Source organism: Pseudomonas iranensis (assembly GCF_014268585.2).
GTDB lineage: Bacteria > Pseudomonadota > Gammaproteobacteria > Pseudomonadales > Pseudomonadaceae > Aquipseudomonas > Aquipseudomonas iranensis.
On sequence record NZ_CP077092.1, the window covers coordinates 6,019,412 to 6,046,349 of the forward strand.

Annotated in this window: 24 protein-coding genes and 2 pseudogenes; 9 read left to right on the forward strand and 17 right to left on the reverse strand. The window is 61.1% G+C overall.

Annotation, left to right across the window (positions count from 1 at the left end; all coding sequences use genetic code 11):
* Nucleotides 1-93: 93 nt before the first annotated feature.
* A complete protein-coding gene (gene ppk1, locus HU724_RS27210) occupies nucleotides 94-2,319 on the reverse strand; it encodes a polyphosphate kinase 1 (RefSeq protein WP_016772619.1) in 2,226 nt (741 codons plus the stop codon).
* Between the two features lie 18 nt (nucleotides 2,320-2,337).
* Nucleotides 2,338-3,351, reverse strand: a complete 1,014-nt coding sequence (gene hemB, locus HU724_RS27215; protein ID WP_041476908.1) for a porphobilinogen synthase — start codon at nucleotides 3,349-3,351, stop codon at nucleotides 2,338-2,340.
* Nucleotides 3,352-3,558: 207 nt separating this feature from the next.
* On the opposite strand from hemB, the gene HU724_RS27220 reads away from it, so the two are divergent.
* Entirely contained in the window at nucleotides 3,559-4,218 is a 660-nt protein-coding gene (locus HU724_RS27220; protein WP_133335756.1) for a DedA family protein, read from the forward strand.
* A 167-nt stretch (nucleotides 4,219-4,385) separates the two neighbouring features.
* On the forward strand, nucleotides 4,386-5,054 hold the full coding sequence (elbB, locus tag HU724_RS27225) for an isoprenoid biosynthesis glyoxalase ElbB (RefSeq protein ID WP_016772616.1): 669 nt from the start codon (nucleotides 4,386-4,388) through the stop codon (nucleotides 5,052-5,054).
* Nucleotides 5,055-5,336: 282 nt separating this feature from the next.
* Here the strand turns inward: elbB and HU724_RS27230 are convergent, their stop codons facing one another.
* The 3 genes from HU724_RS27230 to HU724_RS27240 form a co-directional block, all read right to left on the reverse strand.
* Nucleotides 5,337-6,437 (reverse strand): IS110 family RNA-guided transposase, encoded by a 1,101-nt coding sequence (locus tag HU724_RS27230; protein WP_189691555.1) that lies wholly within the window; start codon nucleotides 6,435-6,437, stop codon nucleotides 5,337-5,339.
* Nucleotides 6,438-6,593: 156 nt separating this feature from the next.
* Nucleotides 6,594-7,049: a YaiI/YqxD family protein gene (locus HU724_RS27235; RefSeq protein WP_186569443.1), complete on the reverse strand. Its 456-nt coding sequence runs from the start codon at nucleotides 7,047-7,049 to the stop codon at nucleotides 6,594-6,596.
* Nucleotides 7,050-7,151: 102 nt separating this feature from the next.
* Complete coding sequence (locus tag HU724_RS27240) at nucleotides 7,152-9,050, reverse strand: FTR1 family protein (RefSeq protein ID WP_186569444.1); 1,899 nt, start codon at nucleotides 9,048-9,050, stop codon at nucleotides 7,152-7,154.
* 251 nt (nucleotides 9,051-9,301) lie between these two features.
* Between HU724_RS27240 and HU724_RS27245 the strand changes: the two genes are divergently transcribed.
* The 5 genes from HU724_RS27245 to HU724_RS27265 all read left to right on the forward strand — a co-directional run bounded on the left by HU724_RS27245 (nucleotide 9,302) and on the right by HU724_RS27265 (nucleotide 14,071).
* Nucleotides 9,302-10,708 (forward strand): COG3014 family protein, encoded by a 1,407-nt coding sequence (locus HU724_RS27245; RefSeq protein WP_186569445.1) that lies wholly within the window; start codon nucleotides 9,302-9,304, stop codon nucleotides 10,706-10,708.
* A gap of 206 nt (nucleotides 10,709-10,914) precedes the next feature.
* Complete coding sequence (locus HU724_RS27250) at nucleotides 10,915-12,309, forward strand: COG3014 family protein (protein WP_186569446.1); 1,395 nt, start codon at nucleotides 10,915-10,917, stop codon at nucleotides 12,307-12,309.
* A gap of 16 nt (nucleotides 12,310-12,325) precedes the next feature.
* Nucleotides 12,326-12,697, forward strand: a complete 372-nt coding sequence (locus HU724_RS27255) for a YcfL family putative periplasmic lipoprotein (protein WP_186569447.1) — start codon at nucleotides 12,326-12,328, stop codon at nucleotides 12,695-12,697.
* Nucleotides 12,698-12,733: 36 nt separating this feature from the next.
* The gene (gene lpoB / locus HU724_RS27260; protein WP_016772610.1) at nucleotides 12,734-13,321 is read left to right on the forward strand and encodes a penicillin-binding protein activator LpoB; all 588 of its coding nucleotides are present in this window, start codon (nucleotides 12,734-12,736) and stop codon (nucleotides 13,319-13,321) included.
* Nucleotides 13,322-13,324: 3 nt separating this feature from the next.
* Entirely contained in the window at nucleotides 13,325-14,071 is a 747-nt protein-coding gene (locus HU724_RS27265) for a hypothetical protein (RefSeq protein WP_016772609.1), read from the forward strand.
* A gap of 170 nt (nucleotides 14,072-14,241) precedes the next feature.
* Here HU724_RS27265 and rhtB read toward each other — a convergent pair whose 3' ends face one another.
* The 3 genes from rhtB to abc-f form a co-directional block, all read right to left on the reverse strand.
* Complete coding sequence (gene rhtB / locus HU724_RS27270) at nucleotides 14,242-14,874, reverse strand: homoserine/homoserine lactone efflux protein (RefSeq protein WP_016772608.1); 633 nt, start codon at nucleotides 14,872-14,874, stop codon at nucleotides 14,242-14,244.
* 192 nt (nucleotides 14,875-15,066) lie between these two features.
* On the reverse strand, nucleotides 15,067-15,648 hold the full coding sequence (locus HU724_RS27275; protein ID WP_133335746.1) for a mechanosensitive ion channel family protein: 582 nt from the start codon (nucleotides 15,646-15,648) through the stop codon (nucleotides 15,067-15,069).
* Complete coding sequence (gene abc-f / locus HU724_RS27280) at nucleotides 15,648-17,558, reverse strand: ribosomal protection-like ABC-F family protein (protein ID WP_186569448.1); 1,911 nt, start codon at nucleotides 17,556-17,558, stop codon at nucleotides 15,648-15,650. The genes HU724_RS27275 and abc-f overlap by 1 nt, the downstream gene beginning before the upstream one ends.
* 50 nt (nucleotides 17,559-17,608) lie before the next feature.
* Between abc-f and HU724_RS27285 the strand changes: the two genes are divergently transcribed.
* A complete protein-coding gene (locus HU724_RS27285) occupies nucleotides 17,609-18,070 on the forward strand; it encodes a TIGR02444 family protein (RefSeq protein WP_186569449.1) in 462 nt (153 codons plus the stop codon).
* On the opposite strand, the gene HU724_RS27290 is transcribed toward HU724_RS27285, so the two are convergent.
* Nucleotides 18,067-19,287, reverse strand: coding sequence for an AlgP family protein (locus HU724_RS27290; RefSeq protein WP_186569450.1), 1,221 nt, complete (start codon nucleotides 19,285-19,287; stop codon nucleotides 18,067-18,069). The genes HU724_RS27285 and HU724_RS27290 overlap by 4 nt on opposite strands.
* 192 nt (nucleotides 19,288-19,479) lie before the next feature.
* Here HU724_RS27290 and HU724_RS27295 point away from each other — a divergent pair, with 192 nt between their 5' ends.
* The gene (locus tag HU724_RS27295; RefSeq protein WP_186569451.1) at nucleotides 19,480-20,145 is read left to right on the forward strand and encodes an FKBP-type peptidyl-prolyl cis-trans isomerase; all 666 of its coding nucleotides are present in this window, start codon (nucleotides 19,480-19,482) and stop codon (nucleotides 20,143-20,145) included.
* A gap of 58 nt (nucleotides 20,146-20,203) precedes the next feature.
* Here the strand turns inward: HU724_RS27295 and HU724_RS27300 are convergent, their stop codons facing one another.
* From HU724_RS27300 to HU724_RS27705, 8 genes and pseudogenes are all read right to left on the reverse strand, one after another.
* On the reverse strand, nucleotides 20,204-20,662 hold the full coding sequence (locus HU724_RS27300; protein WP_016985889.1) for an Rsd/AlgQ family anti-sigma factor: 459 nt from the start codon (nucleotides 20,660-20,662) through the stop codon (nucleotides 20,204-20,206).
* A gap of 181 nt (nucleotides 20,663-20,843) precedes the next feature.
* Nucleotides 20,844-21,395, reverse strand: coding sequence for a disulfide bond formation protein B (locus tag HU724_RS27305; RefSeq protein ID WP_186569452.1), 552 nt, complete (start codon nucleotides 21,393-21,395; stop codon nucleotides 20,844-20,846).
* A gap of 216 nt (nucleotides 21,396-21,611) precedes the next feature.
* Entirely contained in the window at nucleotides 21,612-22,850 is a 1,239-nt protein-coding gene (locus HU724_RS27310) for a heme biosynthesis protein HemY (protein WP_136493167.1), read from the reverse strand.
* The gene (locus HU724_RS27695; RefSeq protein WP_225927707.1) at nucleotides 22,847-23,989 is read right to left on the reverse strand and encodes a uroporphyrinogen-III C-methyltransferase; all 1,143 of its coding nucleotides are present in this window, start codon (nucleotides 23,987-23,989) and stop codon (nucleotides 22,847-22,849) included. The genes HU724_RS27310 and HU724_RS27695 overlap by 4 nt, the downstream gene beginning before the upstream one ends.
* A gap of 36 nt (nucleotides 23,990-24,025) precedes the next feature.
* Nucleotides 24,026-24,772, reverse strand: a pseudogene (locus tag HU724_RS27700) (uroporphyrinogen-III synthase); the annotation flags it as partial.
* Entirely contained in the window at nucleotides 24,769-25,710 is a 942-nt protein-coding gene (hemC, locus tag HU724_RS27320) for a hydroxymethylbilane synthase (protein WP_110599874.1), read from the reverse strand. The pseudogene HU724_RS27700 and the gene hemC, both read right to left, overlap by 4 nt.
* Before the next feature lie 137 nt (nucleotides 25,711-25,847).
* Complete coding sequence (locus HU724_RS27325) at nucleotides 25,848-26,594, reverse strand: LytR/AlgR family response regulator transcription factor (protein ID WP_016772598.1); 747 nt, start codon at nucleotides 26,592-26,594, stop codon at nucleotides 25,848-25,850.
* Nucleotides 26,591-26,749: pseudogene (locus HU724_RS27705) on the reverse strand (sensor histidine kinase); the annotation flags it as partial. The gene HU724_RS27325 and the pseudogene HU724_RS27705, both read right to left, overlap by 4 nt.
* Between the last annotated feature and the right edge of the window lie 189 nt (nucleotides 26,750-26,938).

A 26,938-nucleotide genomic window follows, 5' to 3' on the forward strand; every position in this document is an offset into this window, starting at 1 on the left:
GTATTTCAGGTCAGTGTATGACGCAAGACACCTCGGTCAGTCCCCTCTCCCTCCGGGAGAGGGTTAGGGTGAGGGGCTTTTGACCTTCGGCACTTAACTGCTGACAGGCAGTATCGGGCTGCCCAACCGCTCCAGCAACGTCGCCTGCGCACTGCGCGGGTTCTGGTTGCCGGTGGGTGTGTTGCGGATGTAGCGGCCGTCCGACTGCAGGCTCCAGCTGTGGGTGTTGTCGGTCAGGTACAGCTCCAGCTCCTTCTTGACGCGGGTCAGCAGCTTCTTGCCTTCCACCGGGAAGCAGGTCTCGACGCGCTTGTCGAGGTTGCGCTCCATCCAGTCGGCGCTGGAGAGGAACATCTGCTCGTCGCCGCCGTTGAGGAAGTAGAACACCCGCGTGTGCTCGAGGAAGCGGCCAATGATCGAGCGCACATGAATGTTGTGCGAAACCCCGGCGATGCCCGGACGCAGGCAGCACATGCCGCGCACCACCAGATCGATGCGCACGCCGGACTGGCTGGCCTTGTACAGCGCGCGGATGATCTTCGGATCGGTCAGCGAGTTGAACTTGGCGATGATGTGCGCCGGTTTGCCTTCGAGGGCGAACTGGGTTTCGCGGGCAATCATGTCGAGCATGCCCTTCTTCAGGGTGAACGGCGCATGCAGCAGCTTTTTCATGCGCAGCGTCTTGCCCATGCCGATCAACTGGCTGAACAGTTTGCCGACGTCTTCGCACAAAGCGTCGTCGGAGGTCAGCAGGCTGTAGTCGGTGTAGAGCTTGGCATTACCGGCGTGGTAGTTGCCGGTACCGAGATGCGCATAACGGACGATCTCGCCAGCCTCACGGCGCAGGATCAGCATCATCTTGGCGTGGGTCTTGAAGCCGACCACGCCGTAGATCACCACCGCACCGGCCGCTTGCAGACGGCTGGCCAGTTGCAGGTTGGATTCCTCGTCGAAGCGCGCGCGCAGCTCGATCACCGCAGTGACTTCCTTGCCGTTACGCGCGGCGTCGACCAGCGCATCGACGATCTCGGAGTTGGCGCCGGAGCGGTACAGGGTCTGGCGAACGGCGAGCACGTGCGGGTCTTTCGCGGCCTGACGCAGCAAGTCGACCACCGGGGTGAACGACTCGAACGGGTGCAGCAGGAGGATGTCCTGCTTGCTGACCACACTGAAGATGTTTTCGCTGTTTTGCAGCAGTTTCGGGATCTGCGGGGTGAACGGCGTGTATTGCAGCTCCGGATGGCTGTCCAGACCGGTGATGCTGAACAGGCGCGTCAGGTTGACCGGGCCGTTGACCTGATACAGCTCGGTCTCGCTCAGGTTGAACTGCTTGAGCAGGTAGTCCGAGAGGTGTTTCGGGCAGGTGTCGGCAACTTCCAGACGCACCGCGTCACCGTAGCGCCGCGAGAACAACTCGCCACGCAGAGCGCGGGCCAAGTCTTCGACATCTTCGGAATCGAGCGCCAGGTCGGCGTTTCGGGTCAGACGGAACTGGTAGCAGCCTTTCACCTTCATGCCCTGGAACAGGTCATCGGCGTGGGCGTGGATCATCGACGACAGGAACACATAGTTGTCGCCGGCGCCGCCGACTTCTTCCGGTACCTTGATGATCCGTGGCAGCAGGCGCGGCGCGGGGATGATCGCCAGACCGGAATCGCGCCCGAAGGCGTCGATGCCTTCGAGCTCGACGATGAAGTTCAGGCTCTTGTTCACCAGCAACGGGAACGGGTGAGTCGGGTCGAGGCCGATCGGGGTGATGATCGGCGCGATCTCGTCGCGGAAATAGCGCCGGACCCAGGTCTTGAGCTTGGTCGTCCAGTTGCGCCGACGGATGAAGCGCACCTGATGCTTTTCCAGCTCCGGCAGGAGGATGTCGTTGAGGATCGCGTACTGGCGGTCAACGTGACCGTGGACCAGCTCGCTGATCCGCGCCAGCGCCTGATGCGGCTGCAAGCCGTCAGCGCCGGCCTGTTCGCGGGCGAAGGTGATTTGCTTTTTCAGCCCGGCGACGCGGATCTCGAAGAATTCGTCGAGGTTGCTGGAGAAGATCAGCAGGAACTTCAGCCGCTCCAGCAACGGGTAGGACTCGTCCAGCGCCTGTTCCAGCACGCGGATGTTGAACTGCAATTGCGAAAGCTCGCGGTGGATGTACAGGCTGCTGTCATCCAGGCCGGGAATGGCGATCGCCGGCACCGCCACAGCGGTTTCGGCAACCGGCGCGGGTGGCGCAGGCTCCAGTTCCGGCGGGGTTTCGGTGATTTGCTCGACCACCGGCTGAGCTTCTTTTACGGCAACTTCAGTGAGTCCTTCGGTATTCATGGAATGTTCCTGGGAGGGCTATTTCTGCTCTCGTAACAATTGAGCGGCACGAACGGCAAAGTAAGTCAGGATGCCATCTGCACCGGCACGTTTAAAGGCGGTCAGTGACTCGAGGATCACCGCTTCGCTCAACCAGCCATTCTGGATAGCGGCCATGTGCATGGCGTATTCGCCACTGACCTGATAGACGAAGGTCGGCACCTTGAAGGCATCTTTGACCCGAAAAAGAATGTCCAGGTAGGGCATGCCCGGCTTGACCATGACCATGTCCGCGCCTTCAGACAAGTCGGCACCGACTTCGTGCAGCGCTTCGTCGCTGTTGGCCGGGTCCATCTGATAAGAAGCCTTGTTGGCCTTGCCGAGGTTCGACGCCGAACCCACAGCATCGCGGAATGGGCCATAGTAGGCGCTGGCGTATTTGGCCGAGTAGGCCATGATGCGCACGTTGACGTGGCCGGCGATTTCCAGCGCCTCACGAATCGCCTGGATGCGGCCGTCCATCATGTCCGACGGCGCCACCACCTGCGCTCCGGCTTCGGCGTGGGACAGCGCCTGGCGCACCAGCGCATCGACGGTAATGTCGTTCTGCACGTAGCCGTCTTCGTCGAGAATGCCGTCCTGACCGTGGGTGGTGAACGGGTCCAGCGCGACGTCAGTGATCACGCCCAGCTCCGGGAAACGCTCACGCAGGGCGCGAGTGGCGCGCTGGGCGATGCCTTCGGGATTCCAGGCTTCGGCGGCATCGAGGGATTTCAGCTCAGGCGGGGTGACCGGGAACAGCGCCAGCGCCGGAATGCCCAGCTCGACCCATTTCGCCGCTTCTTCAAGCAGCAGATCAATGGTCAGTCGCTCGACGCCCGGCATCGAGGCCACGGCTTCGCGGCGGTTTTCACCGTCGAGCACGAACACTGGCAGAATCAGATCATCGACCGTCAATACGTTTTCACGCACCAGGCGCCGCGAAAAATCATCACGACGATTGCGGCGCAGACGAGTGGCTGGGAACAGACGATTGGCGGGGGTAAAGCTCACGGCAGACTCCTGAGCCCGGGCAAACGGGCGAGCGTGACAGTTATAGACGGCCATTATGACCAACAGATGACAGTTATGTGTGCTCTGTGACAGGTAGCCGCAATCCATTGTCGATGTAGGAAATGTTCACGTCGAGACACATTTGGACACTTTCATGAATGTGTCCGAAGGGTTAGGCTGCGCGTTCATTTCGCCAGCACCCAGACAATGCTCCAACAATTTCTGCACGACTTTGGCTACTTTGCCTTGTTTCTCGGCACGTTCTTCGAAGGCGAAACCATCCTGGTGCTCGCAGGCTTCCTTGCGTTCCGTGGATACATGGACATCAACCTGGTGGTGGTCGTGGCATTCTTCGGCAGTTATGCCGGCGATCAGCTGTGGTACTTCCTGGGGCGCAAGCACGGGCGCAAATTGCTCGCGCGCAAACCGCGCTGGCAGATGATGGGCGACCGTGCGCTGGAGCACATCCGCAAACATCCGGACATCTGGGTCCTGAGCTTCCGCTTCGTTTATGGCCTGCGCACGGTGATGCCGGTGGCGATCGGTCTGTCCGGTTATCCACCGGGACGTTACTTGCTGCTCAACGGCATCGGCGCGGCGATCTGGGCCACCGCGCTGGCGGCGGCGGCTTACCACTTCGGCGCAGTGCTGGAAGGCATGCTCGGCAGCATCAAGAAGTACGAGCTGTGGGTGCTCGGCGCATTGCTGATCCTCGGCCTGGGCCTGTGGCTGCGGCGCCGCTTCAAGAATGCGCAACTGGCGAAGAAAATCTATCAGGACGAGCAACTCGCCAAGGCCGCCGAGGCAGAGCAGTTGCGCTTGGCCGAAACGACCCCTCCTGCCGGACCGAAAACGCCAGCCGAATAAGCCATTCGCTGGCGGCTGCCACGTGCAGTCCAGGCAAATAATGAACACCCCGCCGCCGTTGCGATCCATTGAGAGAGCGCTCTGCCCCCGCGCGCGTCAACCGTGCCCCTATGGCCACGCGCGACGATTTGAGGGACATTGAGCGCCATGAATCTGGAGAGAAGCCCATGAGCAAAAAAGTTGCAGTGATCCTGTCCGGCAGTGGCGTGTACGACGGCGCCGAAATCCAGGAAAGTGTCATCACCCTGCTGCGCCTCGACCAGCGCGGCGCACAGGTGCAGTGCTTCGCGCCGAACATCGCGCAATTGCATGTGATCAACCACCTGACCGGCGAAGAAATGCCGGAATCGCGCAACGTGCTGGTGGAATCGGCGCGCATTGCCCGGGGCAACGTCAAGGATATCCGCGACGCCGACGTCGAAGACTTCGATGCGCTGATCGTGCCCGGCGGTTTCGGCGCGGCGAAGAACCTGTCGAACTTCGCCATCGAAGGCGCCGGCTGCACCGTGCAACCCGAAGTGCTGGCCCTGGCCGAAGCATTTGCCGAAGCGGGCAAGCCGGTCGGGCTGATCTGCATCTCCCCGGCGCTGGCAGCAAAAATCTATGGCCCGGGCGTGACCTGCACCATCGGCAACGACGCCGACACCGCTGCGGCCATGAACAAGATGGGCGCCACCCACGAAGAGTGCGCTGTGACCGAGATCGTCGAAGACAAGGCGCGCAAACTGGTCACCACCCCGGCGTACATGCTGGCGCAGACCATCAGTGAAGCGGCTTCGGGGATCAACAAACTGGTCGACCGCGTGCTCGAACTGACTCACGAAAACGACGCTTGAAATCAAAAGATCGCAGCCTTCGGCAGCTCCTATGTATGGACTCGCCCCACCATTCAACCCGCTTTTGAACACTGCTACCCGGTTGCATCTATGTATAAGGCCTGTTCGAGGAAGCGTTGAGCGGCTTCTGGCCAACATTGGGTTAGCTCGCGGTATGCCGATTACAGTAAGGCCTCAAGGGCCAGTAGGAGCTCAGGCATCAATCCGCGACGGTCTGACCTGGGGTCAATGTTCTTCAGCATGGGTTGGAGCGGTTTACGCCCCGGTGGCAGAACTTTGTTGTCAGTGACTCATCGCAGCCTCCTGGCCATCGCCCGGCCGGCGCCGATAAGTCTGGTCGTTTTGCAGCAGCACCCAGAGGATGCGCAGATTTCGATTGGCTAATCGCACTGCTGCCTGCTTGCGGCCCAGGCGGGAAATCCAGCGCCAAAGACGCCTGTCGTCCGGCTGCTCTGAATCCGGACGTATCTGTCTTAAAACGGCATGAGCGCCCTGAATCGTTAAACTTCGCAGATAAGCGTCACCGTTCTTGCTCATTCCGCCCAATCGGTTTTTCTCGCCAGAGCTGTGCTGGCTGGGCACCAATCCGAAGTAGGCGGCGAACAAACGGGCGTTGGCGAAGCGTTCGGGTTCGGTCTGCTTGGCCAGCAGCGCCGTGGCAATGATCGGACCAACACCGCGCACCGTCATCAGCCGCTTCGCCGTTTCATCCTCATTCGCTGCCGTTTCCAGCCGACCGGTCAGCACGTTGACGCGCTCACCCAGTTGGCCCCACTCACCCAAAAGTTCGGCGATCAGTTCACGCAGCAAATCAGGTAGCGGCTGAGTGGCATCTTCCAGAACTCGAGGCACGAGCTGCCTGATCGCTATCTCACCCTGAGCCATGGCTACCCCATGTTCCAACAGCAAGGCGCGTATCTGATTACCCACCGCAGTGCGGCGCCGCACATAGCCCTGACGAGCCCTGTGCAGGGCCTGCATCGCCAGCGCCGCAGCACTCTTGATCGGTACTGCCGAAATTTTGCAGTCGCGGCCTGCACGCAAGATCGCCAATACATCGTTGCGATCATTTTTTGGGCCGCTACGATGACTGGCAACCAGCTGGGCCGGCAGGATGCGGACGGAATTACCCTGCATCTGGAGCAATCGCGCCCATGCTTGAGCGCCGGGCCCGGTTTCAACTAACACCGTAACGCTCGCGGGAAGCCCACGCAGAAATACCTGAAAGGCTTCTCGCGACTTGATTCGATCTTCGAAAATCACCTGACCGAGGGCATCCTCCCCAGCCACCTGAAAAACCCTCTTGGCAAGATCTATCGCAACTGTGGAGCATGCCGACACGTCGGCTGACAAGGATTGATCAATCGTCGTATGCTTTTTCATGGCCTCGCCCTCGCTGTCGTTGGCTTCTATAAGAATGCCACCGTGGCGCACAGACGCCTCGGCTTGGGCGAGTCCATCCAATTACAGGTTCCGTGTCGCGCCGTGATATTGCGGCATACACCGCCCCGGTAGGAGCTGCCGCAGGCTGTGATCTTTTCAGGGCTTGCGGGTGAGCCGGGTCAGGATCCGATCCAGCGCATTGGCAAACGCCTGCTTTTCACGCTCGCCAAACGGCGCCGGCCCGCCGCTCATCTGGCCCTGCTCTCTGAGATCGGTGAACAGATTACGCACCGCCAGGCGTTCGCCCATGTTCTGCGCATCGAACTCCTTGCCGCGCGGATCCAGCGCCGCCACGCCCTTCTTCACCAGCCGATCGGCCAGCGGAATATCGCTGCAGATCACCAGTTCGCCCGGCACCGCATGCTCGACCAGATAATCATCTGCCGCATCCGGCCCGCTCGGCACCACAATCAATTTGACGATCGCCAGCCCCGGCTTGACCTGCGGCTGCCCGGCCACCAGCACCACTTCGAACTGGCGCTTTAACGCGAACTTCACCACCAGATCCTTCGCCGCCCGTGGACAGGCGTCGGCATCGATCCATACACGCATGTTCTTGCCTCCAAAAAATTCGCGAGCAGGCTCGCCCCCAAAGGATACATACCGAACCTGTGGGAGCGAGCCTGCTCGCGAATATGAGCGCAGCGAATGCCTTTATGCAGCCGAAACCCGACGCTTCTCCGCCACCCAACTGCGCCCATACAGCACAGCAATCGCCACAATCGCCACCACCTGCGCGGTCAGCGAATAGGCATCGGCATGGATCCCCAGCCAGTCGAATTCAAAGAACGCCACCGGCCGTGTGCCGAAGATCCCGGCTTCCTGCAAGGCCTTGACGCCATGCCCGGCAAACACCACCGACAACGCGCACAGCAGCGCGGCGTTGATGCTGAAGAACAGCGTCAGCGGCAGTTTCGCCGATCCGCGCAGAATGACCCACGCTAGGCCGACCAGCAGCACCAGCGCCGTCGCACCGCCAGCCAGCACGGCGTTGTGCCCGGCAGGCCCGGCCTGCAGCCACAGGGTTTCGTAGAACAGAATCACCTCGAACAATTCGCGGTACACCGAAAAAAACGCCAGGATCGCAAAACCGAAACGACCACCGCCGCCTACCAGACTGCTCTTGATGTAATCCTGCCAGGCCGCCGCGTGACGGCGGTCATGCATCCACACGCCGAGCCACAACACCATGACGCTGGCAAACAACGCGGTGGCGCCTTCCAGCAACTCACGCTGCGAACCGCTGACGTCGATCACATACGCCGCCAGCGCCCAGGTGCCCAAGCCCGCCAGCAACGCCAGGCCCCAGCCAACGTTGACACTGCGCACCGCTGACTGCTGACCGGTGTTGCGCAAGAAGGCGAGGATCGCCGCCAGCACCAGAATCGCTTCCAGACCTTCGCGCAGCAGAATCAGCAGACCGGAGATGAAGCTCAGCGACCAGCTCAGACCATCGCTGCCCAGCAGACCGGCGGACTCCTTGAGTCTGGCCTTGGCCGCGTCCAGACGCTGCTCGGTCTGCTCGACCGGCAGACCGTCCTGCAGCGACTGCCGGTAAGCCATCAGCGATTTTTCGGTGTCCTTGCGCACGTTGGCATCGACGTTGTCCAGCGAGCTTTCGACCAGTTCGAAGCCTTCCAGGTACGCTGCTACCGACAGGTCATAGGCCTGATCATGTTCACCGGCGCGGTAGGCCGCGAGGCTCTTGTCCAGCGTGGCGGCAGTGTAATCAAGCAACTGTGCCGGACCACGTTTGACCTGCGGCGGTTGCGCGCGCTGAGCCCGGAACGTTGCCGCGACCTCTGCGCCCTCGGCAGCCTGCACCTCGGCCGGGGTCTGCCGGGCCAGGTCGGCAATGTTGTAGGCCTTGTCGGACTTGACGGCTGCCGCATCGGCACTGAAGCCGGCGATGTAGGTGGCCAGATCCCAGCGCTGGCGATCATCGAGCTGATCGGCAAACGCCGGCATGTCGGTGCCTTCGACGCCCTGGCCGAGGGTGCTGTAGATCGCGTACAGGCTCAGGTGATCCATGCGCGCAGCATCGCGCAGGTTGGCTGGCGCAGGGGTCAGACCGACGCCGGCCGGGCCGTCGCCAGCGCCAGTGTCGCCATGGCACACCGAGCAGTTCTGCGCATACAACGGCGCACCGCGTGTCGGGTCCGGGGTGATGATCGGTGCCTGGCTGACTTCATAAGCCACCGCCAGTTTCGCCCCCAGCTGTCGGGCCTGACGGGCGACATCGGCACCGTCCTGCTTTGCAGTGATGGCGGCATGCAAAGATTCGACGCCCTGTTCCAGCGCGGCTTTTTCCGGTTTGGCCGGTAATGCAGTGATCAAGCCTTGCAGGACCTGAGTGAATTCCAGCTGCTCGCGGTATTCGCCATCGTCGATGACTTTGCCTGCCGCGACCGTTGGCGGGTAATCGGCACTGATGTAATCGAGCAGGTGCAACGCTTGCGGCGCGCCTTCCACGGTATCGGCCAGCAGCGGCAGGCTGCTCAGGGACAATAACGGGAACAGCAGCCAGGCCAGCAATCGGGACGAGGCAGTCATGAACGAATCTCAAATGGAAATGCGAAGTTACATATTGTTCACTTCGAAGACATTTCTCTCAAGCTTTGTCGGCGTTTCGCTTTGATTGGCAGGAAATACCCGGCAGACGGCAGCAGCGTTTGTCGCCGAGTATTGCCGCACTGCCCGCTGCCGATTGAGCATCGACACGTTCGATCAAGATCACAGCCATTTGCCATCATCCACTTTATACTGCCCGCCCCAGAGCATTTGCGCGCAAGGAATCAACCTCAATGCGGAGTCTTCCGTTCGTTTTGCTGCTTTGCGTCGCTGTTCAGTTGAGCGGTTGTGCCGCCTATCGCAACTACGATCTTGAAATGCAGCAGACCACCGAGCAAATGACCCGGGGCAATCTGACCGGGGCTCTGGCACTGGTGGAAATGAACAACCCGTGGGAAGACAAGGATCTGCTGTATTACCTGGAAAAAGGCGCGATCCTCAGCGCTGGCAGTGCCCTGCCCGACAGCCAGGACGCCTGGCGCAATGCCGACCGGATGATCTTCCAGCGCGAGGAAGCCAACCCGTCCGGCGCGATGAAATTACTGGCGCGTTTCGGTGATGAAATGGGCACGATGCTGGTCAACGACAAGCTGCGGCGCTATGAAGGCTACGATTACGAAAAGGTCATGCTGACTACGCAAATGGCCTTGAACCAGCTATCCGTCAATGACTTTGCCGGCGCCCGCGCAGACATCAGGAAAACCCACGAACGCGAAGCATTGATCGCCCGCCAGCGTGAAAAGCAATACGAAGCGGCCGAGGAGCAGGCCAAAGCTCAGGGCAAGATTCCCCATTACAAAGAACTGGAAGGCTACCCGGTCGCCTTGCTTGATGCGGCGCAGGTTGTTGAGCTGAAAAACGGCTACCAAAGTGCGTTCAGCCACTATCTGGCCGGATTCACCTATGAAGCCCTCGGCGAGCGCGCCCTCGCGGCGGCCGGTTATCGTCAGGCGATCGAACTGCGGCCGGACATGCCCTTGCTGCAAAAGGCCCTGCGCAATCTCGACAAATCGCCAGCGAAAGCCGATGAAAGCGATGTGTTGCTGATTATCCAGAGTGGCCTGGCTCCGGCTCGCAGCTCAGTGCAAGTGCCGATCCCGGTTCGTCTGAACGAAACGCTGGTCATCATCGCGCCCATTTCATTCCCGGTGATGGTGCCGGACGCAGTTACGCCCAACTTCAGCCATATCACCGTAGACGGTCGCAAACAGCCGTTGGTAGTAATCAACAGCGTGACTGACATGTCCATGCGCACACTGCGCGACGACATGCCGCAAATCATCTCGCGGGCGATGTTCCGCGCCAACATGGCCGCCATCGGTCAAGCGCAGGAAAACGAGCGCAACCCGGCGAAAGCCTCGTTGATCGTCACTCAGCATGATCCGTTCGAAGAAGCCGACACCCGCACATGGCGAGCGTTGCCGGACAAGACGCTGGTCGCCCGCCTGCGTTTGAAGAAAGGCCTGCATACCTTCCGTTTTGCGCCTGCGTCCATCGACCACCCTTTTGAAATGCGCGTCGACCAGGACCGCCAGATTCTGCACCTGCGGGTATTCCGGGATCAGGTCTATACCGTCGGATCAGCCTTTGTACCGAATCAAAAACCCGCGTCGGATAAACCCGCTACTGCGGAGAAGTGATGGCACCACATCTGAAAATGCACCCAAAAAGCTATTACATAGCCATCACCCCACGTTTATAATGCCGCGCCCTCGCCCAGCGAGCCGGCATCAAAAGCTCCTCACCCATGAGGAATTGGCAGGAGGCCAGCGCCGCCGTCGATAGGTCACACCAGCCCGACCAGCACACGCGGCTGCAAGTTTTGTTACTCAGGGAAGAAGTACCCATGGCATTCCGCGCTTCCATGCTGCTCGCGCTCAGCGCTGTCACGCTGTTGTCCGGCTGCGCAGCGTTTCGCAACTACGATTCCGAACTGGCCCAGACCAATCAGCAACTGGCATCCGGCAACGTCGACGCCGCGCTGACCCTGCTGGAAAAGAACAACACCGGCACCGACAAAGACCTGCTCTATTACTTCGAGAAAGGTGAACTGCTGCGCGCCAAGGGCGACCTGTCGGGCAGCCAGAACGCCTGGGGCAATGCCGATCAGGTGGTCGGTCAGTGGGAAGACGCAGTCAAGCTCGACTCGGCCAAGTACCTGGCACAGTTCGGCAGCTTCATCGTCAACGACAAGGTGCGTCGCTACGAAGGCTATGACTACGAAAAAGTCATGCTGACCACGCAGATGGCCCTGAACCTGTTGGCGGTCAACGATTTCGATGGCGCCCGCACGGCGATCAAAAAGACCCACGAACGCGAAGCGGTGATCGCCGACCTGCGCGACAAGGAATACCTCAAGAGCGAAGAAGAGGCCGAGAAAGAAGGCATCAAGACCCAGTACAAGGATTTGCAGGGTTATCCGGTGGCCAGCCTCGACGCGCCGGAAGTGGTCGGCCTGAAGAACAGCTACCAGAGTGCATTCAGCCATTACCTGGCCGGTTTCGTTTACGAAGCTTTGGGCGAGAAGGATCTGGCCGCGCCGGGTTATCGCAAGGCTGCCGAACTGCGCCCGAACACGCCGTTGCTCGAGCAGGCGCTGGTCAATCTCGACAAGCCTTCCAAATCCGATGACAGCGACATTCTCATCGTCGTGCAGAGCGGTCTGGCCCCGGCCCGCGACTCGATTCGTGTGCCGCTGCCGCTGCCGATTTCCAACAACGTGGTGATCACTCCGCTGTCGTTCCCGATCATCAAACCGGACACCTCCACCGCGCCGTTTGCGCAGATCGGTGTCGACGGCAAGCAGGTTGACCTGACCGCGCTGAACAGCACCACCGCCATGTCCCGCCGCGCTCTGCGCGATGACATGCCGGGGATCATCGTGCGCACCACCGTGCGCGCGATCACCAAAGGTGTGGCGCAGAAACAGATAAACGAAACCAACCCGCTGGCCGGTCTCGCCGTGGGGATTTCTTCAGCGGTGCTCGAAGGTGCCGATACCCGTACATGGCGCACCCTGCCGGACAACACCCAAGTGGTACGTCTGCGCCTGAAAAAAGGTGAGCATCAGGTTACCCTGCCGAGCGCCGTCGGCGGCTCGGTGGTCAAGGTCACTGTCGACCAGCGCTACCAAGTGATCAGCCTGCGTGCCGTGGGCAACCAGGTATTCGCTGGCGGCATCGCTGCTCACGTAATGCCGAGCGCTGCCGCGACCAACGTCGCCAGCCTCAAACAACCTTAAGAACGGAGTCTTTGCAATGCGCTTGAAGATCATCGTCGTCGCCGCCCTCGCCTTGCTGGCAGGCTGCGCCACCCCGCCACCACCTGAGCCGGGCAGCGCCGCGAGCAAAGTCGTGGCCATGGGCCCGCAGAAACACATCGTCGTCGGCGCCATGCGCGTGGCTCGTGAAAACGGCTTCATGACCGTCAACGTGCAGTTGAGCAACACCCTCAACAGCAACAAGATTTTCTACTACCGCTTCGCCTGGCTCGGCGCCGAAGGTTTCCCGGTTGCCGAAGAAGAAGTGTGGAAAAGCCAGATGATGTACGGCGCCCAGACCAGCTTCATTCAGGCTATCGCCCCAACCCCGAAAGCCGTGGATTTCCGTCTGGAAATCAAGACGCCTTAAGCCCGCCACCCTATTTCTGATTGAGAGAGCTTTCTCATGTTTGCACGCTTTTCCTGCATCGCCGTCATCGCCCTGCTCGCCTCCGGTTGCGCCAACACCTCGCCGACCCTGGGCAGCAAGAACATCAGCTACGGCGACACCAAAGCGGTTGAAACCGTGACCAACGAATTCGGTTCGACCGACCTGCAAATGATCGCCGAGTCGATGACCCGCTCGCTGGCCCAGTCCGGCATCCTGCAGGGTCGTCCGGTAGTTCAGGTCTACGATGTGAAGAACAAGACCAGCGAGTACATCGACACCCGCGAAATCACCACCAGCATCAAGACTCAGTTGATGAAGACCGGTGTTGCGCGCTTCGCCAGCGACAACAATGCGATGCAGAGCCAGGTTGACCAGCTCAAGCTGCAAAACCAGAGCGGCCTGTACAAGAAAAGCACCGTGGCCAAGACCGGCAACATGGTTGCCGCCAAGTACCGCATCGAAGGCTCGATCAGCTCGATCGTCAAGCGCAGCAGCGACTACAAGGACGTCTTCTACAAATTCAGCCTGCAGTTGATCGACGTCGAAAGCGGTCTGGCCGAGTGGATGGATGAAAAAGAGATCCGCAAAACCACGGAGCGTTGATCGATGCGCACATGGATTGGCATGATGGCCCTGGCTTGCGCCTTCAGCGCGCAGGCGGCCCCGAAAGTGGCGGTGACGGATCTGGCGTATCAGGAGCGCGTGGAGCAATACATCCACATCGTTTCGGCGCAGAGCAATCACCGCGAGAGTTACTACAGCGCCAGCGGTTCTTCGAGCTACAACGAGATCGAAGCGACCACCAGCTACATCGAACAGGGCGAGTTGCGCAAATTCACCGGCGACATCAAGGGTGAAATCCTGCGTACCGGCATGTTCCAGCTGGTGCAGGGCACGCCTTATACCGCCTCATCCAAAGGCGATGTGTATGACGTGATCAAGCGCATCAAGGCCGGCAACTTCAAAGGCGCCGACTACGTGCTGTTCGGCACTGTGTCCGACATCGACTTCACCCAGGACATCAACGAGCTGGCGCACACCGACAGCTACTCGGCGGTACTGGGCCTGACGCTGGTGGCGGATTTCAGTCTGATCAACACCAAGACCTACGAGATCACCTCGGCCTTCACGGCGATGGGCGAAGCGCAGGACACCAAACTGGTGAACCATCGCGACATCAAGATCTCGCTGAACCGTCCGCGGGTGGTGCGTGAGGTGTCGAAGGCTTTGGGCGAAGACGTGGCCGGGCAGCTGAGCATGCAGCTCGGTGGTGGTGACGGTTATGAGCAGCCGCGTGAAGCGCCGCAGCGCAACAATCTGCCGCGTGATACGGCGCCGGTGATTTTACGCTGAGCCGGATCTGAGGACTTTTGTGGCGAAGGGCTCTGTGGCGAGGGGATTTATCCCCGTTGGGTCGCGAAGCGGCCCTCGCTATTGATTCAAGAAAAGCTCGCTTGCCCCGATGTCTCGGTAGAAATGCAAAAGGCGACCTCTTGAGGTCGCCTTTTTTGTGCCCGAGCGTTTTACGCCGCCGCTTTGCGCAACGTCGCCATGAATGCCGCTGCGCCGATGAACAGCCCGGCAAAGGTGCGGTTCATGCGTTTCTGCTGCTTGGGCGTGCGCAACAGGCGCAGCACCTTCGACGCCAGTCCGGTGTAGCCGGCCATGACAATCAGGTCGACGAACACCATGGTCACGCCGATCACCAGATACTGAATCAGCAGCGGCGCATGGGGATTGATGAACTGCGGCAACACCGCGAGCATGAACACCAACGCCTTGGGGTTGCTGATGTTCACCAGAAAGCCGCGAAACACCAAAGCCAGCGGCTTGCCGATCGGCCGCACTGCGGCGTCATCGCTCATGTCCATGGGCAGCGCCCGCCATTGCTTGATCGCCAGATAAACCAGATAGGCAACGCCGAACCATTTGATCGCATGGAATGCCGTGGCCGAAGCAGTGAGCACAGCGCCAACACCCGCGCCGACAATCGCGATCTGCACCGCCAGACCGATCTGCAGGCCCAGCGCGTTCCAATAACCGCGCCAGAATCCGTATTGCAAACCACTGGACATCGACGCGATGGCGCCCGCGCCCGGGGACAGGCTGATCACCCAGCAGGCGGCAAAGAATGCCAGCCATGTTTGAAGCTCCATCGCACACCTCGGCTGATGCTTGTGACAAATGCCTAAGCTAATGCGGCTTCGTGTGGATGACTACCAGTTTTTTGCTAAATATTGCGGGAAGCTGAGGGCCCCTTCGCGAGCAGGCTCGCTCCCACAGGGGGAACGCATTCCAATGTGGGAGCGAGCCTGCTCGCGAAGGCGTCGGAACAGACGACGTAGAAATTACTTCTCGAACCCGCTCGACGGCAACACATCGGTCCCGCGCCAACGCCGCACCGATCGCTGGAAGAACAGGCTATTCGGCACCTGCACCATGGCGCTGCCGGTGCCCAACTCTTCGGCCTCGATCAACGTGGTGTAGAGCAGATTGATCGCGATCACCCGGCCTTTGACGCCAGGCTTGTCGGTGGTGTCGACCAGCTCGACCACGTCGCCGAGGCGGAACGGCCCGACGGTGAAGATCAGAATGGCACAGAGCAGGTTCGACAGCACGCTCCACATGGCGAAGAACGCCACCGCCGCCACCGCGACAAATCCCGACAGCGCCGTCCACAGCACCGTGGCCGAAACGCCGAGGCGCTCGAGCACGAAGAGCAGCGCGCTGCCCATGATCAGCCAGCGCAACACGCCGCGCAGCGGCATCAGCAACTGCGGCGGAAACGGATAGCGCTCACCCAGGCGAGTCAGGCCTTTGGCGACGAAACGCTGGGTCAGGTAACCGGCCAGCAGAATCAGCAGAATCTGCGCGGTGAACCAGAGCGGCTCGACCCACACCGCCGAGAAAGGCAGCTTGAAGGCTTCCATCAGGACAACGCCTCCAGCTCCGCCTGCATGATTTCCAGGGTTTCCAGGGCTTCCATCCAGGCTTCTTCCAGCTCGGCTTCACGCACCTTCAATTTCGCCTGTTCGGCGAGCAGATCACGCAATTCATTCTTGCGTGCCGGCTCGTAGATATCGCTGTCACCCAGGCTGGCATCGACCTTGGCCAGTTTCTCGTGCAGCTTGCCCAGTTCGGCTTCGAGCTTGTCGGCCTCGCGCTTGTGCGGCGCCAGTTGCTGACGCAACGCTGCCGCCGCTTGGCGTTGCGCTTTCTTGTCGGTCTTGTCCGGGTTGACCGGCGTGTTGCTGACCGGCGCATTGCGCTGACGGTATTCCACCAGCCAGCGTGCGTAGTCTTCGAGATCGCCGTCGAACTCTTCGACCTTGCCGTCGGCGACCAGATAGAAGTTGTCGGTGGTGCTCTTGAGCAAGTGCCGATCGTGAGAAACCACCAGCACCGCACCGCTGAATTCCTGCAGGGCCATGGTCAGCGCCAGACGCATTTCCAGGTCGAGGTGGTTGGTCGGTTCGTCGAGCAGCAGCAGGTTCGGCCGCTCCCAAGCGATCAAGGCAAGGGCCAGACGGGCCTTCTCGCCACCGGAGAAATTCAGCACCGGCTCATCGATGCGTGCGCCCCGGAAGTCGAAGCCGCCGAGGAAGTCGCGCAGGGTCTGCTCGCGTTCACTCGGCGCCAGACGCTGCAAGTGCAGCAATGGGCTGGCCTTGGAGTCGAGCGAGTCGAGCTGATGCTGGGCAAAGTAGCCGACCACGGTGTTTTCGCCACGGGTCAGGCGCCCGGCCAGCGGTTCGAGCTCGCCGGCGAGGTTCTTGATCAGCGTCGATTTACCCGCACCGTTCGGCCCAAGCAGACCGATCCGCGCACCCGGGGTCAGTTGCAGCTTGACCTTCTCGAGGATGGTCTTGTCGCCATAACCCAAGCGTGCATCGGACAGGTCGATCAGTGGGCTGGAGATCTTGGTCGACTCGCGGAAGGCGAAGTCGAACGGCGAATCGACGTGGGCCGCCGACAATTCTTCCATGCGCTCCAGCGCCTTGATCCGGCTCTGCGCCTGACGGGCCTTGGTCGCTTGCGCCTTGAAGCGGGCGATGTAGCTTTCCATGTGCGCACGCTGCGCCTGCTGCTTCTCGTAGGCTTGTTGCTGCTGGGCCAGACGCTCGGCGCGGGCGCGTTCGAACGCGGTGTAGCCGCCCCGGTAGAGGGTCAGTTTGCGCTGATCGACATGGGCGACGTGATCGACCACTTCGTCGAGGAAATCCCGGTCGTGGGAAATCAGCAGCAAGGTACCCGGATAACTCTTCAGCCACTCTTCGAGCCAGATGATCGCGTCGAGATCCAAGTGGTTGGTCGGTTCGTCGAGCAGCAGCAGATCCGACGGGCACATCAGTGCCTGCGCCAGATTCAGACGCATCCGCCAGCCACCGGAGAAATCTCCTACCTGACGATCCATCTGCTCATTGGTGAAACCAAGACCGGCGAGCAGCTTGCGCGCCCGCGCATCGGCGGTGTAGCCGTCGGCGCTGTCGAGTTCGGCGTGCAGGCGCGCCAGTGCGGTGCCGTCATGGGCCTCTTCGGCAGCGGCAAGCTCGCGTTGCACCTCGCGCAGACGCAGGTCGCCATCGAGCACATAATCGACCGCCAGGCGTTCGAGCGTGTCGACCTCCTGGCGCATATGCGCGATACGCCAGTCGGCCGGCAGCAGGCAGTCGCCCGAGTCCGGGTGCAACTCGCCGCGCAGCAGGGCGAACAGGCTGGATTTGCCGGCACCGTTGGCGCCGATGAGGCCGGCTTTGTGGCCGGCGTGCAGGGTCAGCTCGGCGTCTTCTAGCAGACGTTGCGGGCCACGCTGTAAAGTCAGGTTCTGAAGTCGGATCATAATGGCGGCGGAGTCTACCAGCTTCGCTCACAACTGGCGCGAGTAGCACGATGTCCTCTGACCTGTGGAGCTTTGCACTTGATGTCTACGCCCGGCCGGGCGTGGAAGATGCCTGCCTGCAATTGCAAACGGCGGGCGCCAATGTCTGCCTGCTGCTCTGCGGTTCATGGCTGGAGCAGCGCGCGGTGGCGTGCGATGAACCGCGCGTACGTCTGCTCAAGGCCTTGACCGCGCCGTGGGATATCGAAGTGGTGCAGCCGCTGCGAAGCCTGCGCCTGCAATGGAAAGCGCGGGCCGTCGACGATGCGGTGGTAGCCGGCATGCGCGAGCAGATCAAATCACTGGAGCTTGAAGCTGAGCGCACCTTGCTGTCACGGCTCGAAGGTGTGGCGCAGGAGTGGACGCGCAACGATGCAGGTTCGGTGACCTGGCTTGAGGGCTTGGCCGGCAATGCCGCCAGCCTGAACCGCGACGCGCTGCAAGTGCTGCGCGTCGCGGCAACCGGCACTTAGGAAGCGCTGGTCGGGGTGCTGCTGACGTTCGACGAAGCGGCTGGCGCTGGCGCAGTCGAAGGGGTCGAGTGAGTGGCGGACGACGGTGCCGACGCAGCTGGAGCAGCCGGGGTAGCGGCAGTGGCAGGCTTGGCTGCTGGAGCAGTAGCCGGTTTGGTCGCGGCTGGCTTGGCAGCTGCAGGCTTTTTCAGCGCTGGTTTTGCGGCTGGCTTGGCGGCCGGTTTTGCAGCAGCGGTCGCAGGCTTGGCAGCAGCGGGTTTCGCAGCTGGCTTGGCGGCCGGTTTCGCAGCGGTTTTTGCCGCAGGTTTTGCTGCCGATGTTGCGGCTGGTTTGGCAGCCGGTTTTACCGCCACTTTCGCAGCAGGTTTGGCGGCGGCCGGCTTGGCCGCAGTCTTGGCAGCAGGCTTCGCAGCGGCAGTCTTGGCAGCAGGCTTCGCAGCGGCAGTCTTGGCAGCAGGTTTTGCTGCTGGTTTCGCTGCTGCTTTGGCAGCAGGTTTGGCGGCTGCGGTTTTCGCCGGTGCAGCTTTGCTCGCGGCCGGTTTTGCAGCGGCTTTGGCAGGGGTGGCTTTCACTGCTGGCTTGGCTGCAGCAGGTTTGGCTGCGGTGGTTTTAGCCGCCGGTTTTGCCGCGCTCGCCGCCGGCTTCTTCGCTGCAGTTTTCGCCGCTGGTTTGGCAGCCGCTTTCACTGGCGCCTTGGCCGCTGGTTTGGCGGCGGTTTTCGCAACAGCAGGTTTCGCCGCAGCGGTCTTCGCCGGGGCTTTGCTTGCAGCAGGCTTGGCAGCAACTTTCTTCGCTGGTGCTGTTGCCGGTGTGGCCGAGCGCGACGACAGAACTTTGCCCACTGCTTCCTGCACGCGGCCAACACCCTGGGCCAGTTTCAGGCTTTCCTGGGCATCGCGCTTGAGCTGCAGAATGTAGCTGCGGGTTTCGGACTGACGATCTTTCAAAGCGTCCAACAGGTCTTCGAGTTCTTTCACGGCAGCCTTGGCTTTGTTCTGTGCCTTGGCTTTGCCGGCGGTGGCGGCGTCCTGCAATTTGGTGCGCGATTTGTGCAGTTTTTCCTGCGCCTTGCCACGCTGTTTTTCCAGCTTGGCGAGCAGTTTTTCAGCATCAGCCAAGGCTTGCGAGCAAGCGTTTTCCAAATGCTCGAGCAGGCTGCCCGACAACTGTTGGAGTAAGTGCAACGGAGTATTTACAGGCTTCTTGGTGGCCGACATGGTTTACCTCCTGGCTGACGTGAGTGCGGCTCATACTAGACCTCTGCTGATACCGCCGCTAGGGCATGTTGACAGTATCTGCACCGTTGCGTTGCACCGAAGCCGAAATGTTCTGCGCGCGGGAAAAAGCAGTTCACCGATGCAGACGTTTGCACTGGCATAATCCCCCGCATCCCAGGTCGGAGAGTGCCCATGTCGCGCTACTTTATTTTGTCCCTCTGCGTGTTTTTTTCGGCGGCGTATGCCGATGAAAAAAACACGGCGAACGATGCTCATGATCTGGCTTACAGCCTCGGTGCCAGCCTCGGCGAACGGCTGCGCCAAGAGGTGCCGCAGTTGCAGATCCAGGCGCTGATCGAAGGTCTGCAACAGGCGTATCAGGGCAAGCCGCTGGCGCTGAGTGAAGCGCGTATCGAACAGATTCTGGCCGACCACGAATCGCGCAATGCCGAGCAGGCATCACTGCAATCGAGCGACGCGGCGATGGAAAACGAGCAACGCTTTCTCAGTGCGGAAAAAGCCAAACCGGGGGTGAAGGAACTGGCCGACGGCATCCTTCTGACTGAACTGGTTCCGGGCACTGGCGCCAAGGCCGGCCCGGACGGCAAAGTGCAGGTGCTGTATGTCGGCAAGCTGCCGGATGGCACCGTGTTCGATCAGAACACCCAGCCGCAATGGTTCAACCTCGACAGCGTGATCGCCGGTTGGCGCACCGCCTTGCAGAACATGCCGGTGGGGGCGAAATGGCGGCTGGTGATTCCATCGGATCAAGCCTATGGCTCCGACGGTGCCGGCGACCTGATCGCGCCGTTCACGCCTCTGGTTTTCGAAGTGGAATTGCGTGGCGCGACGAGCTGATCAGGCATAAAAAAACGGTGCGCTTTCGGGCGCACCGTTTTTTCATGAAGGACGTGGATCAGGCCTGAACCGGATCTTCTTCCTTGTGTGCCGTGTGCAGCACTTCGATCAGGCAGTCTTCAAGTTCGAAGCGCTCATGCAGCAAGCCGCCCAATTCCTTGAATTTCTCCGCAACGCATTTGCCTTCATCGCACAGATCATTGAACGCGAGCAGCTTCTCGGTAATGACGTCGATGCGCGGGTAGATGGTCTCGGCGAGTTCCAGACCGCGCTTGTCGTTAAACGCCTTGGCTTCGCCAGTCAGCTGTTCATAGATTTCGAAGTGCCCCGCCGATACGTAATCGACCAGCACGCCGCAGAATTCCTGCAAAGGCTTGCGGCTCTCGGACAGCGACTCAGGCTGCGCACCGAGCTTGTCGTAGGCGCCGATCAGCTCTTCACGCTCCTGCAACCAGCGGTCGATCAGCAGATGAACCCCACCCCAACGTTCCTGAGCATTCTGACAACTTTCGAGCATGGCGATCTCTCTTCCCTTGTGGGTCATGCTGCTCTACACCCGCGCCCCTGTTGTGATTTGACTGGTGGACGATCGGGCAGAGCGTCATCGAGCAACATAAATCCAATGACACGTGCCGGCCAGATTATGCCCGCACGCCTATGGCTTCAAGGTACGCAGGAGATAAAGTTCATACAAGTGTTTAATCCCTGACCAGCAGGTGGTGCGACGCTTCGTCGCTGACCGGTTGTTGCAGAGCGCCCCAGATCAGACGCAACAACTGATAAACCGCAAGGATCGACACCCCGACAAAAAACAGCAGGCTCCATTCCGGGATGCTCAGATCGAACAGTGTCCAGGAGATGTCCGCACAATCGGCGCCGCCGTTGAACATCCGTTGCAAGGCGCAGATCCACGGCAGGTCGCTGAACAGTGACTCCACGGTTGGCGTGCATTTGACCAGTTGCAGCATCGAGTCACTCTGGATCAACACCTGCCGCCACGCAGCGGTGGTACCACCCAGACTGGCGCCGAGTGCAAACAGCCAGTACCACCATAAGCCAACGCGCCGAGGGCCATGCACCGCCGCCACGCCGCAGCCGATGCACAGCAATGTGAGGAACAATCGCTGCACCAGGCACAGACTGCAAGGCGTCAGGCCGACCGCATATTCGAGGTAATAGGAAGCTCCCAGAGCAAAGGCCCCCGCAATGAAAGCCATGAAGAACAAGGAGCGTGAGCAGGCCAACGACATGGCTTTTCCGTAACAGTAGAGACAGACGGTTACGGTAGAGGAAAGCGTGTCAGCCTTTCAAGGCAAGGGCCTGCCGACAGTTCACCGCAGGTGTAGGGAAAACCCGACAGGCTCGATAGGAAACGGTGAAGCGCTCTGTAGGACTTTGTCTCTGGAGCGCAAAGAAGGGGAATTTTCGGTCATCAAAGTTCACGAGGGAGCATCCTCCCCCGCCCTTCAGACCTTTGCCGCAACCGGTAAAGGCGCCGCCAGCAGACGCTCGTCCAGCAGCCCCAGACCTTCCTGGAACAACTGATTGCTGCGCTCGGTATCGCCAAGCTGTGCAAGCAGACGGGCCAACTCCGCACAGGTCTCCGGATTGCGCTGCACGCGCAAACTGCTCTCCAGATAGTCGCGAGCCTTGCCCCACAGGCTGGTTTGCAGACACAAGCGCCCGAGGGTCAGCAACAGACTCGGATCGGCCGGGTGCTCCTTGAGCCAGCCTTCAGCATTCTGCAACTGACGCGCAGGATCACTGCCACGAACCAGACCATAAAGCCGCGCCAGATGGCTGTCGTACTTGCGTTTGAGCGCTGTGCGCAGCACTTCTTCGGCTTCGACCTGAGCGCCCAACTGGCGCAGTTGCTCGGCATAGGCCAGCACCAAAGGTGCTTCCTGACGCTGCGCCGAAGTCAGCTGTTCCCACGCCCGCTTGAGCGATTGCAGACCCACCGTACCGTCTTCTTCGCGATGCGCTGCCAAGGACAGGTTCTCACCCCAGGCGCGACGCTCGAGTTCAGCCAGTTCCGCCGGCGGCAGGACCTTGTCCTTGCGCAGCTCCGGCAGCAGACGAATCACCGCCGGCCATTCGCCACGCTGCTGATGCAGACGTTGCAATTGACGCAATGTCTGCGCGCTGCGCGGATGCCGTTCATGCATTGCCTGCAAGGTCACCAGCGCACCGTCGGTGTCGCCACGATCGGTTTGCAGTTGCGCGTGACTGAGGGCGATCGCCAATTCAGCTTGCGGCTGACGCTCCAGCGCGCGTTCGAGCAAACGATCACTTTCTTCGTACTGACCTTGCTCGTTCGCCGCACGGGCGGCGCCGAGGTAATACAGCAGTGGCTGACGCTCGGCTTCCGCTGCGCGGGTCAAATGCCGCTGCGCGCTGGCCCAGCGACCTTCAGCCAGATCCAGTTGGCCGTGCTCGATCGCCACTTGCACGCGGCGGCTGCGATTGCGCCGCGACCACGGATTGACCACGCCGGTGGAGGTCATCACCAGCTCGACCAGCACCTTGATGCCCCAGAACAGCAGCCACAGCACCGCGATCACCGCCAGGGTCGCCCACAGGCTCGATTCGTAGCGGAAGCTCTTGTACGCCACCAGCACGTAACCGGAATGCTCGGCAATCGCCAGGCCCAGCGCTGCCGTCGCGGCGATGACCAGAAACACGATTACATAGAGGCGCTTCATGGGGTCGCCTCCTGCGCAGCATTGGCGGCAGGCTTGGCGAACGGTTTCACCGATTCCTCGGCATTGACGTTACGTCGCTCCAGATACCCCTGCACCGCACTCAAGGTGCCGGCCAGATCCGGCGTCTTGACGGTGACCGGTTCCTTGCTCAGCTCGGCGACCTGTTCCAGCATGACTTTGCTTTGCGGATTGTCCGGGTTGAAATTGCCCTTGAGCACATCGCGTGCCTCGGCCAGCGCCTGGGTGTACACCGCCGCCTGACCGTTGAGCGCGGCCCACTGCGCCTGCTCCAGCGCCAGGCTCAGGGCCAGGCGCACCTGGCTCAGGCTCTGTCCGGCCAGCAACGGTTTAACATTTTTGTCAGCGTTGAAGTCGATGCGGATATAGCGCGACACCTTGTCCCACCACTGCGCCCAGCGACTGGCGCCATCGCCATCGGCGGTCAGGCCCAGCAATGACTCGCCGCGATCCTTGTACTCCGGCGCCAGCTCCGTGAGGTCGATGACCTGATCGCGCAGCGCGCCGAGACGCAGGAACAGCCCGGTGCGATCCGGCTGTTCGGTGCTGCGCAGGGCAACCAGGGTTTTCGCCACTTGCTCGCGCGCGGCGAAGGAGCCCGGATCGTTCTGTTCACGGAGAATCTCATCGGCGCCTTGCACCAATGCCTGGGCGCTGCTGATGTCCTGCAACGCTGAAAGGCGCAGGCTGGCCAGACGCAGCAAGTGTTCGGCCTCGGCCAGACGCCAGTCCTTGCGGCTGGCGCCGAGGACGGTTTCCAGACGTTGATTGAGGCGCTGCTGATCGCCCTGCAATTGCGTCACCAGACGCTGGCGTTCGGCGAGTTCGTCAGCACCGGGCAACTGCGCCAGACGCTCGGTCAGACGCTGTTCGTTGAGCTTCAGACTCTGCGCCTGATCGTTCAACGCCTGCACCTGACTCGACTGTTGCTGCGTGTTGTTCTGCAGGTGGCGCACCTGCCAGACACCCCAGCCACCGATGGCGACACCGGCGGCACCGAGCAGCAAGGCGACAATCGCCAGTCCATTGCCTCGGCGCGGCTCTTTGGCCGGTGGTGGAGTTTCAACCTGGGCATCGAGCGCAGGCTGGACGTCATCTTTTGGCAAGGCTGTTTCGCTCACGTATCCATCCTTTGCATTAGAAAACGGCACGGGACATTCCCGTAACGCCGTCAGCAAAGCCGCGGCACTTGCGCCGCGGCAATCCACAACTGTTTGAGCCCCGGCGGCACGTGCCAGCTCGGCGACCCTCGGGCTTGGAACAAACAACGGCAACTGCGCAATCTTCGGCCAGGCATCGCCGGCCATCTGCCGCAGGTGCTCGAAACCCTGTCCACTGCTGACCACCAGCCCGTTCAAGCGTTCCGCTTCGATCCGCCGTGGCAGCTCGTTTGACGGGTAGGCTGGCAGATCGCGGCGATACAACTCCAGATACTCGACACTAGCACCAAGCGCGCGCAGGCGCTCGGCGAGCAGTTCACGACCGCCCTCGCCGCGCAGGATCATCACCTGCGCGCCGGACTGGTCGAGCGCCTCGCGCAGACGCGGCAATTGCAGCAAGGCTTCACTGTCATCGCCGTCAGCCGGGAAGCTGACATCGAGACCATGCTCACGAAGAATGCCTGCGGTCGCCGCGCCGACGCTGAACCACGGCATGCTCAATGGCGCTGGGCCTTCGGACTGGAGCAGATCCACCGCGATCCGTGCCGCCGGTTTGCTGACCACAATCACCGCGCTGCAAGCGGGCAATCGCGAAATCGCTTGGCGAATAGTGTCAGAGAGCGGCAGCGGAACAATGTCCAAAAGCGGCAGGCAACTGCTGAAAATCCCGTGCCCGGCCAACTGTTCGGCCAGCGCCGTGCAGTCATCCGCAGGGCGCGTCAGCAGCAGGCGCCAGGCCGTCACTCGTGCCCCGCCTCGCCGTACACCGCTTTGAGAATGTCGTCGGCGCCTTGCTTGAGCAGGTCTTCAGCGACCTGCACACCCAAGATTTCCGCGTCGGCACGCGGCGCCCGGGCTTCGGCACTGAGCAGCTTGCCACCACTCGGCTCGCCGACCAGACCGCGCAACCACAACTGCTCGCCTTCAAGCACGGCGTAACAGGCGATCGGCACTTGGCAGCCGCCGTTCAAATGTTTGTTGAGGGCGCGTTCGGCGTTCACCCGCGAAGCGGTATCGGCGTGATGCAAAGGCGCGAGCAAGGCGTGGATTTCGTGGTCGGCGCTGCGGCATTCGATGCCGACCGCGCCCTGGCCACCGGCCGGCAGGCTGTCATCGACACTGATCGCCGATGTGATGCGCTCCTCGAAACCCAGGCGGATCAGACCGGCCGCGGCGAGGATGATCGCGTCGTACTCGCCGGCGTCGAGCTTGGCCAAACGGGTGTTGACGTTGCCGCGCAGGAAACGAATTTGCAGGTCCGGGCGACGCGCCAGCAATTGCGTTTGCCGACGCAGGCTCGAAGTGCCGACGATGGCCCCGGCAGGCAGCGCTTCAAGACTGGCGTAGGTGTTGGAGACGAAAGCATCGCGCGGATCTTCGCGCTCGCAGATACAGAACAGGCCCAGCCCTTGCGGGAAATCCATCGGCACGTCTTTCATCGAATGCACGGCGATGTCGGCCTGGTTTTCCAGCAGCGCGGTTTCCAGTTCCTTGACGAACAGACCCTTGCCGCCGATCTTCGACAGTGGCGAGTCGAGCAGCTTGTCGCCGCGACTGACCATGGGCACCAGCGTCACCAGCAGGCCCGGGTGGGCCGCCTCGAGACGGGCTTTGACGTATTCGGCCTGCCAGAGGGCCAGCGCACTTTTACGGGTGGCGATGCGGATTTCGCGAGGGGACATGGAACAATCCGTACTGAATAGATACGGCGGATAATAACAGCTCAGTCAATTCCACTTTGACCTGAATCAGAACCGGCGTGCCCTCCCTGGCCAGCCATGCCGGATAAAAGAACTCGAAAAGCCCGGTGAGGACCGGGTCAAAGCCCCTGCATCATCTTGCGCACACCGGCAACATGCCGCCGGCTGACAATCAGTGCATCGCCATTGAGGCCTTTGAGGAACAACTGGAAATGTCCCAGTGGTGTGCGTTGCAATCGCTCGATGCGATCACGAGCGACCAGCGCATTGCGGTGGATACGCACAAAGCGTTCGCCGAATTCGTCTTCAAGGGCTTTGAGGGGTTCGTCGAGCAGCACCTCGCCGGCTTCGTGACGCAGGGTCACGTATTTGTGGTCGGCGATGAAGTAGACCACCTGATCCAGCGGAATCAGCTCGATGCCTTTACGGGTGCGTGCGCTGATGTGGCTGCGTGGGCCGTTGCCACTTTCGGCAGCGGGACGGGTCAGGGCCGAGAGTTGCGCCCGGTTGGGACGTTCAGCCCGCTTCAGGGCTTCATTCAAGTGTTCGGTTCGCACAGGTTTCACCACATAGCCCACGGCGCTGGCCTGCAGGGCTTCCACGGCAAATTCATCGGGACTGGTGCAAAACACCACGGCCGGCGGCGTCTCTCGTTCGCACAGTCGGGCAGCAACCTGCAGGCCATCGAGGCCCGGCATGCGGATATCGAGCAGCACGATATCCGGCTTGTGGCTGTCGATCAGCGCTAACGCCTCCTCGCCATTCGTGGCACTGGGCTCCAGGACTGTGTAACCCTCGAGCTCGCTCACCATACGGCTTAGGCGCTCGCGAGCCAGGGGTTCGTCATCAACGATCAGGACATTCATATTGCGCTGGATTCCTGCGTGAGTCTCGCACAAGGATAGCGTAGACAGGTGTAGTGACCTCCGTCACCGCGATCCACGCTAAGACTAGCCCGAGCGCCAAAAAGTGCCGTACGTCGGCCAGCAATATTTGCCAGCGTCCGGGTCGTACCGCTCGGAGCCCAGTGTTTCCTGCGTTTCTCACGGTGGGTGACCGTTGTACAACTCACCCGCCCCCTCTTCTTATAGCCAGTGGCCGGACCTTTGCATGATCCGCATTCGCACCGACCCTTATGTCCACTGTAGACGTTCGTCGGAACGATATTGCTCAATCAAAAAATATCCTTTTGTAAATTCCTTGCAGACCG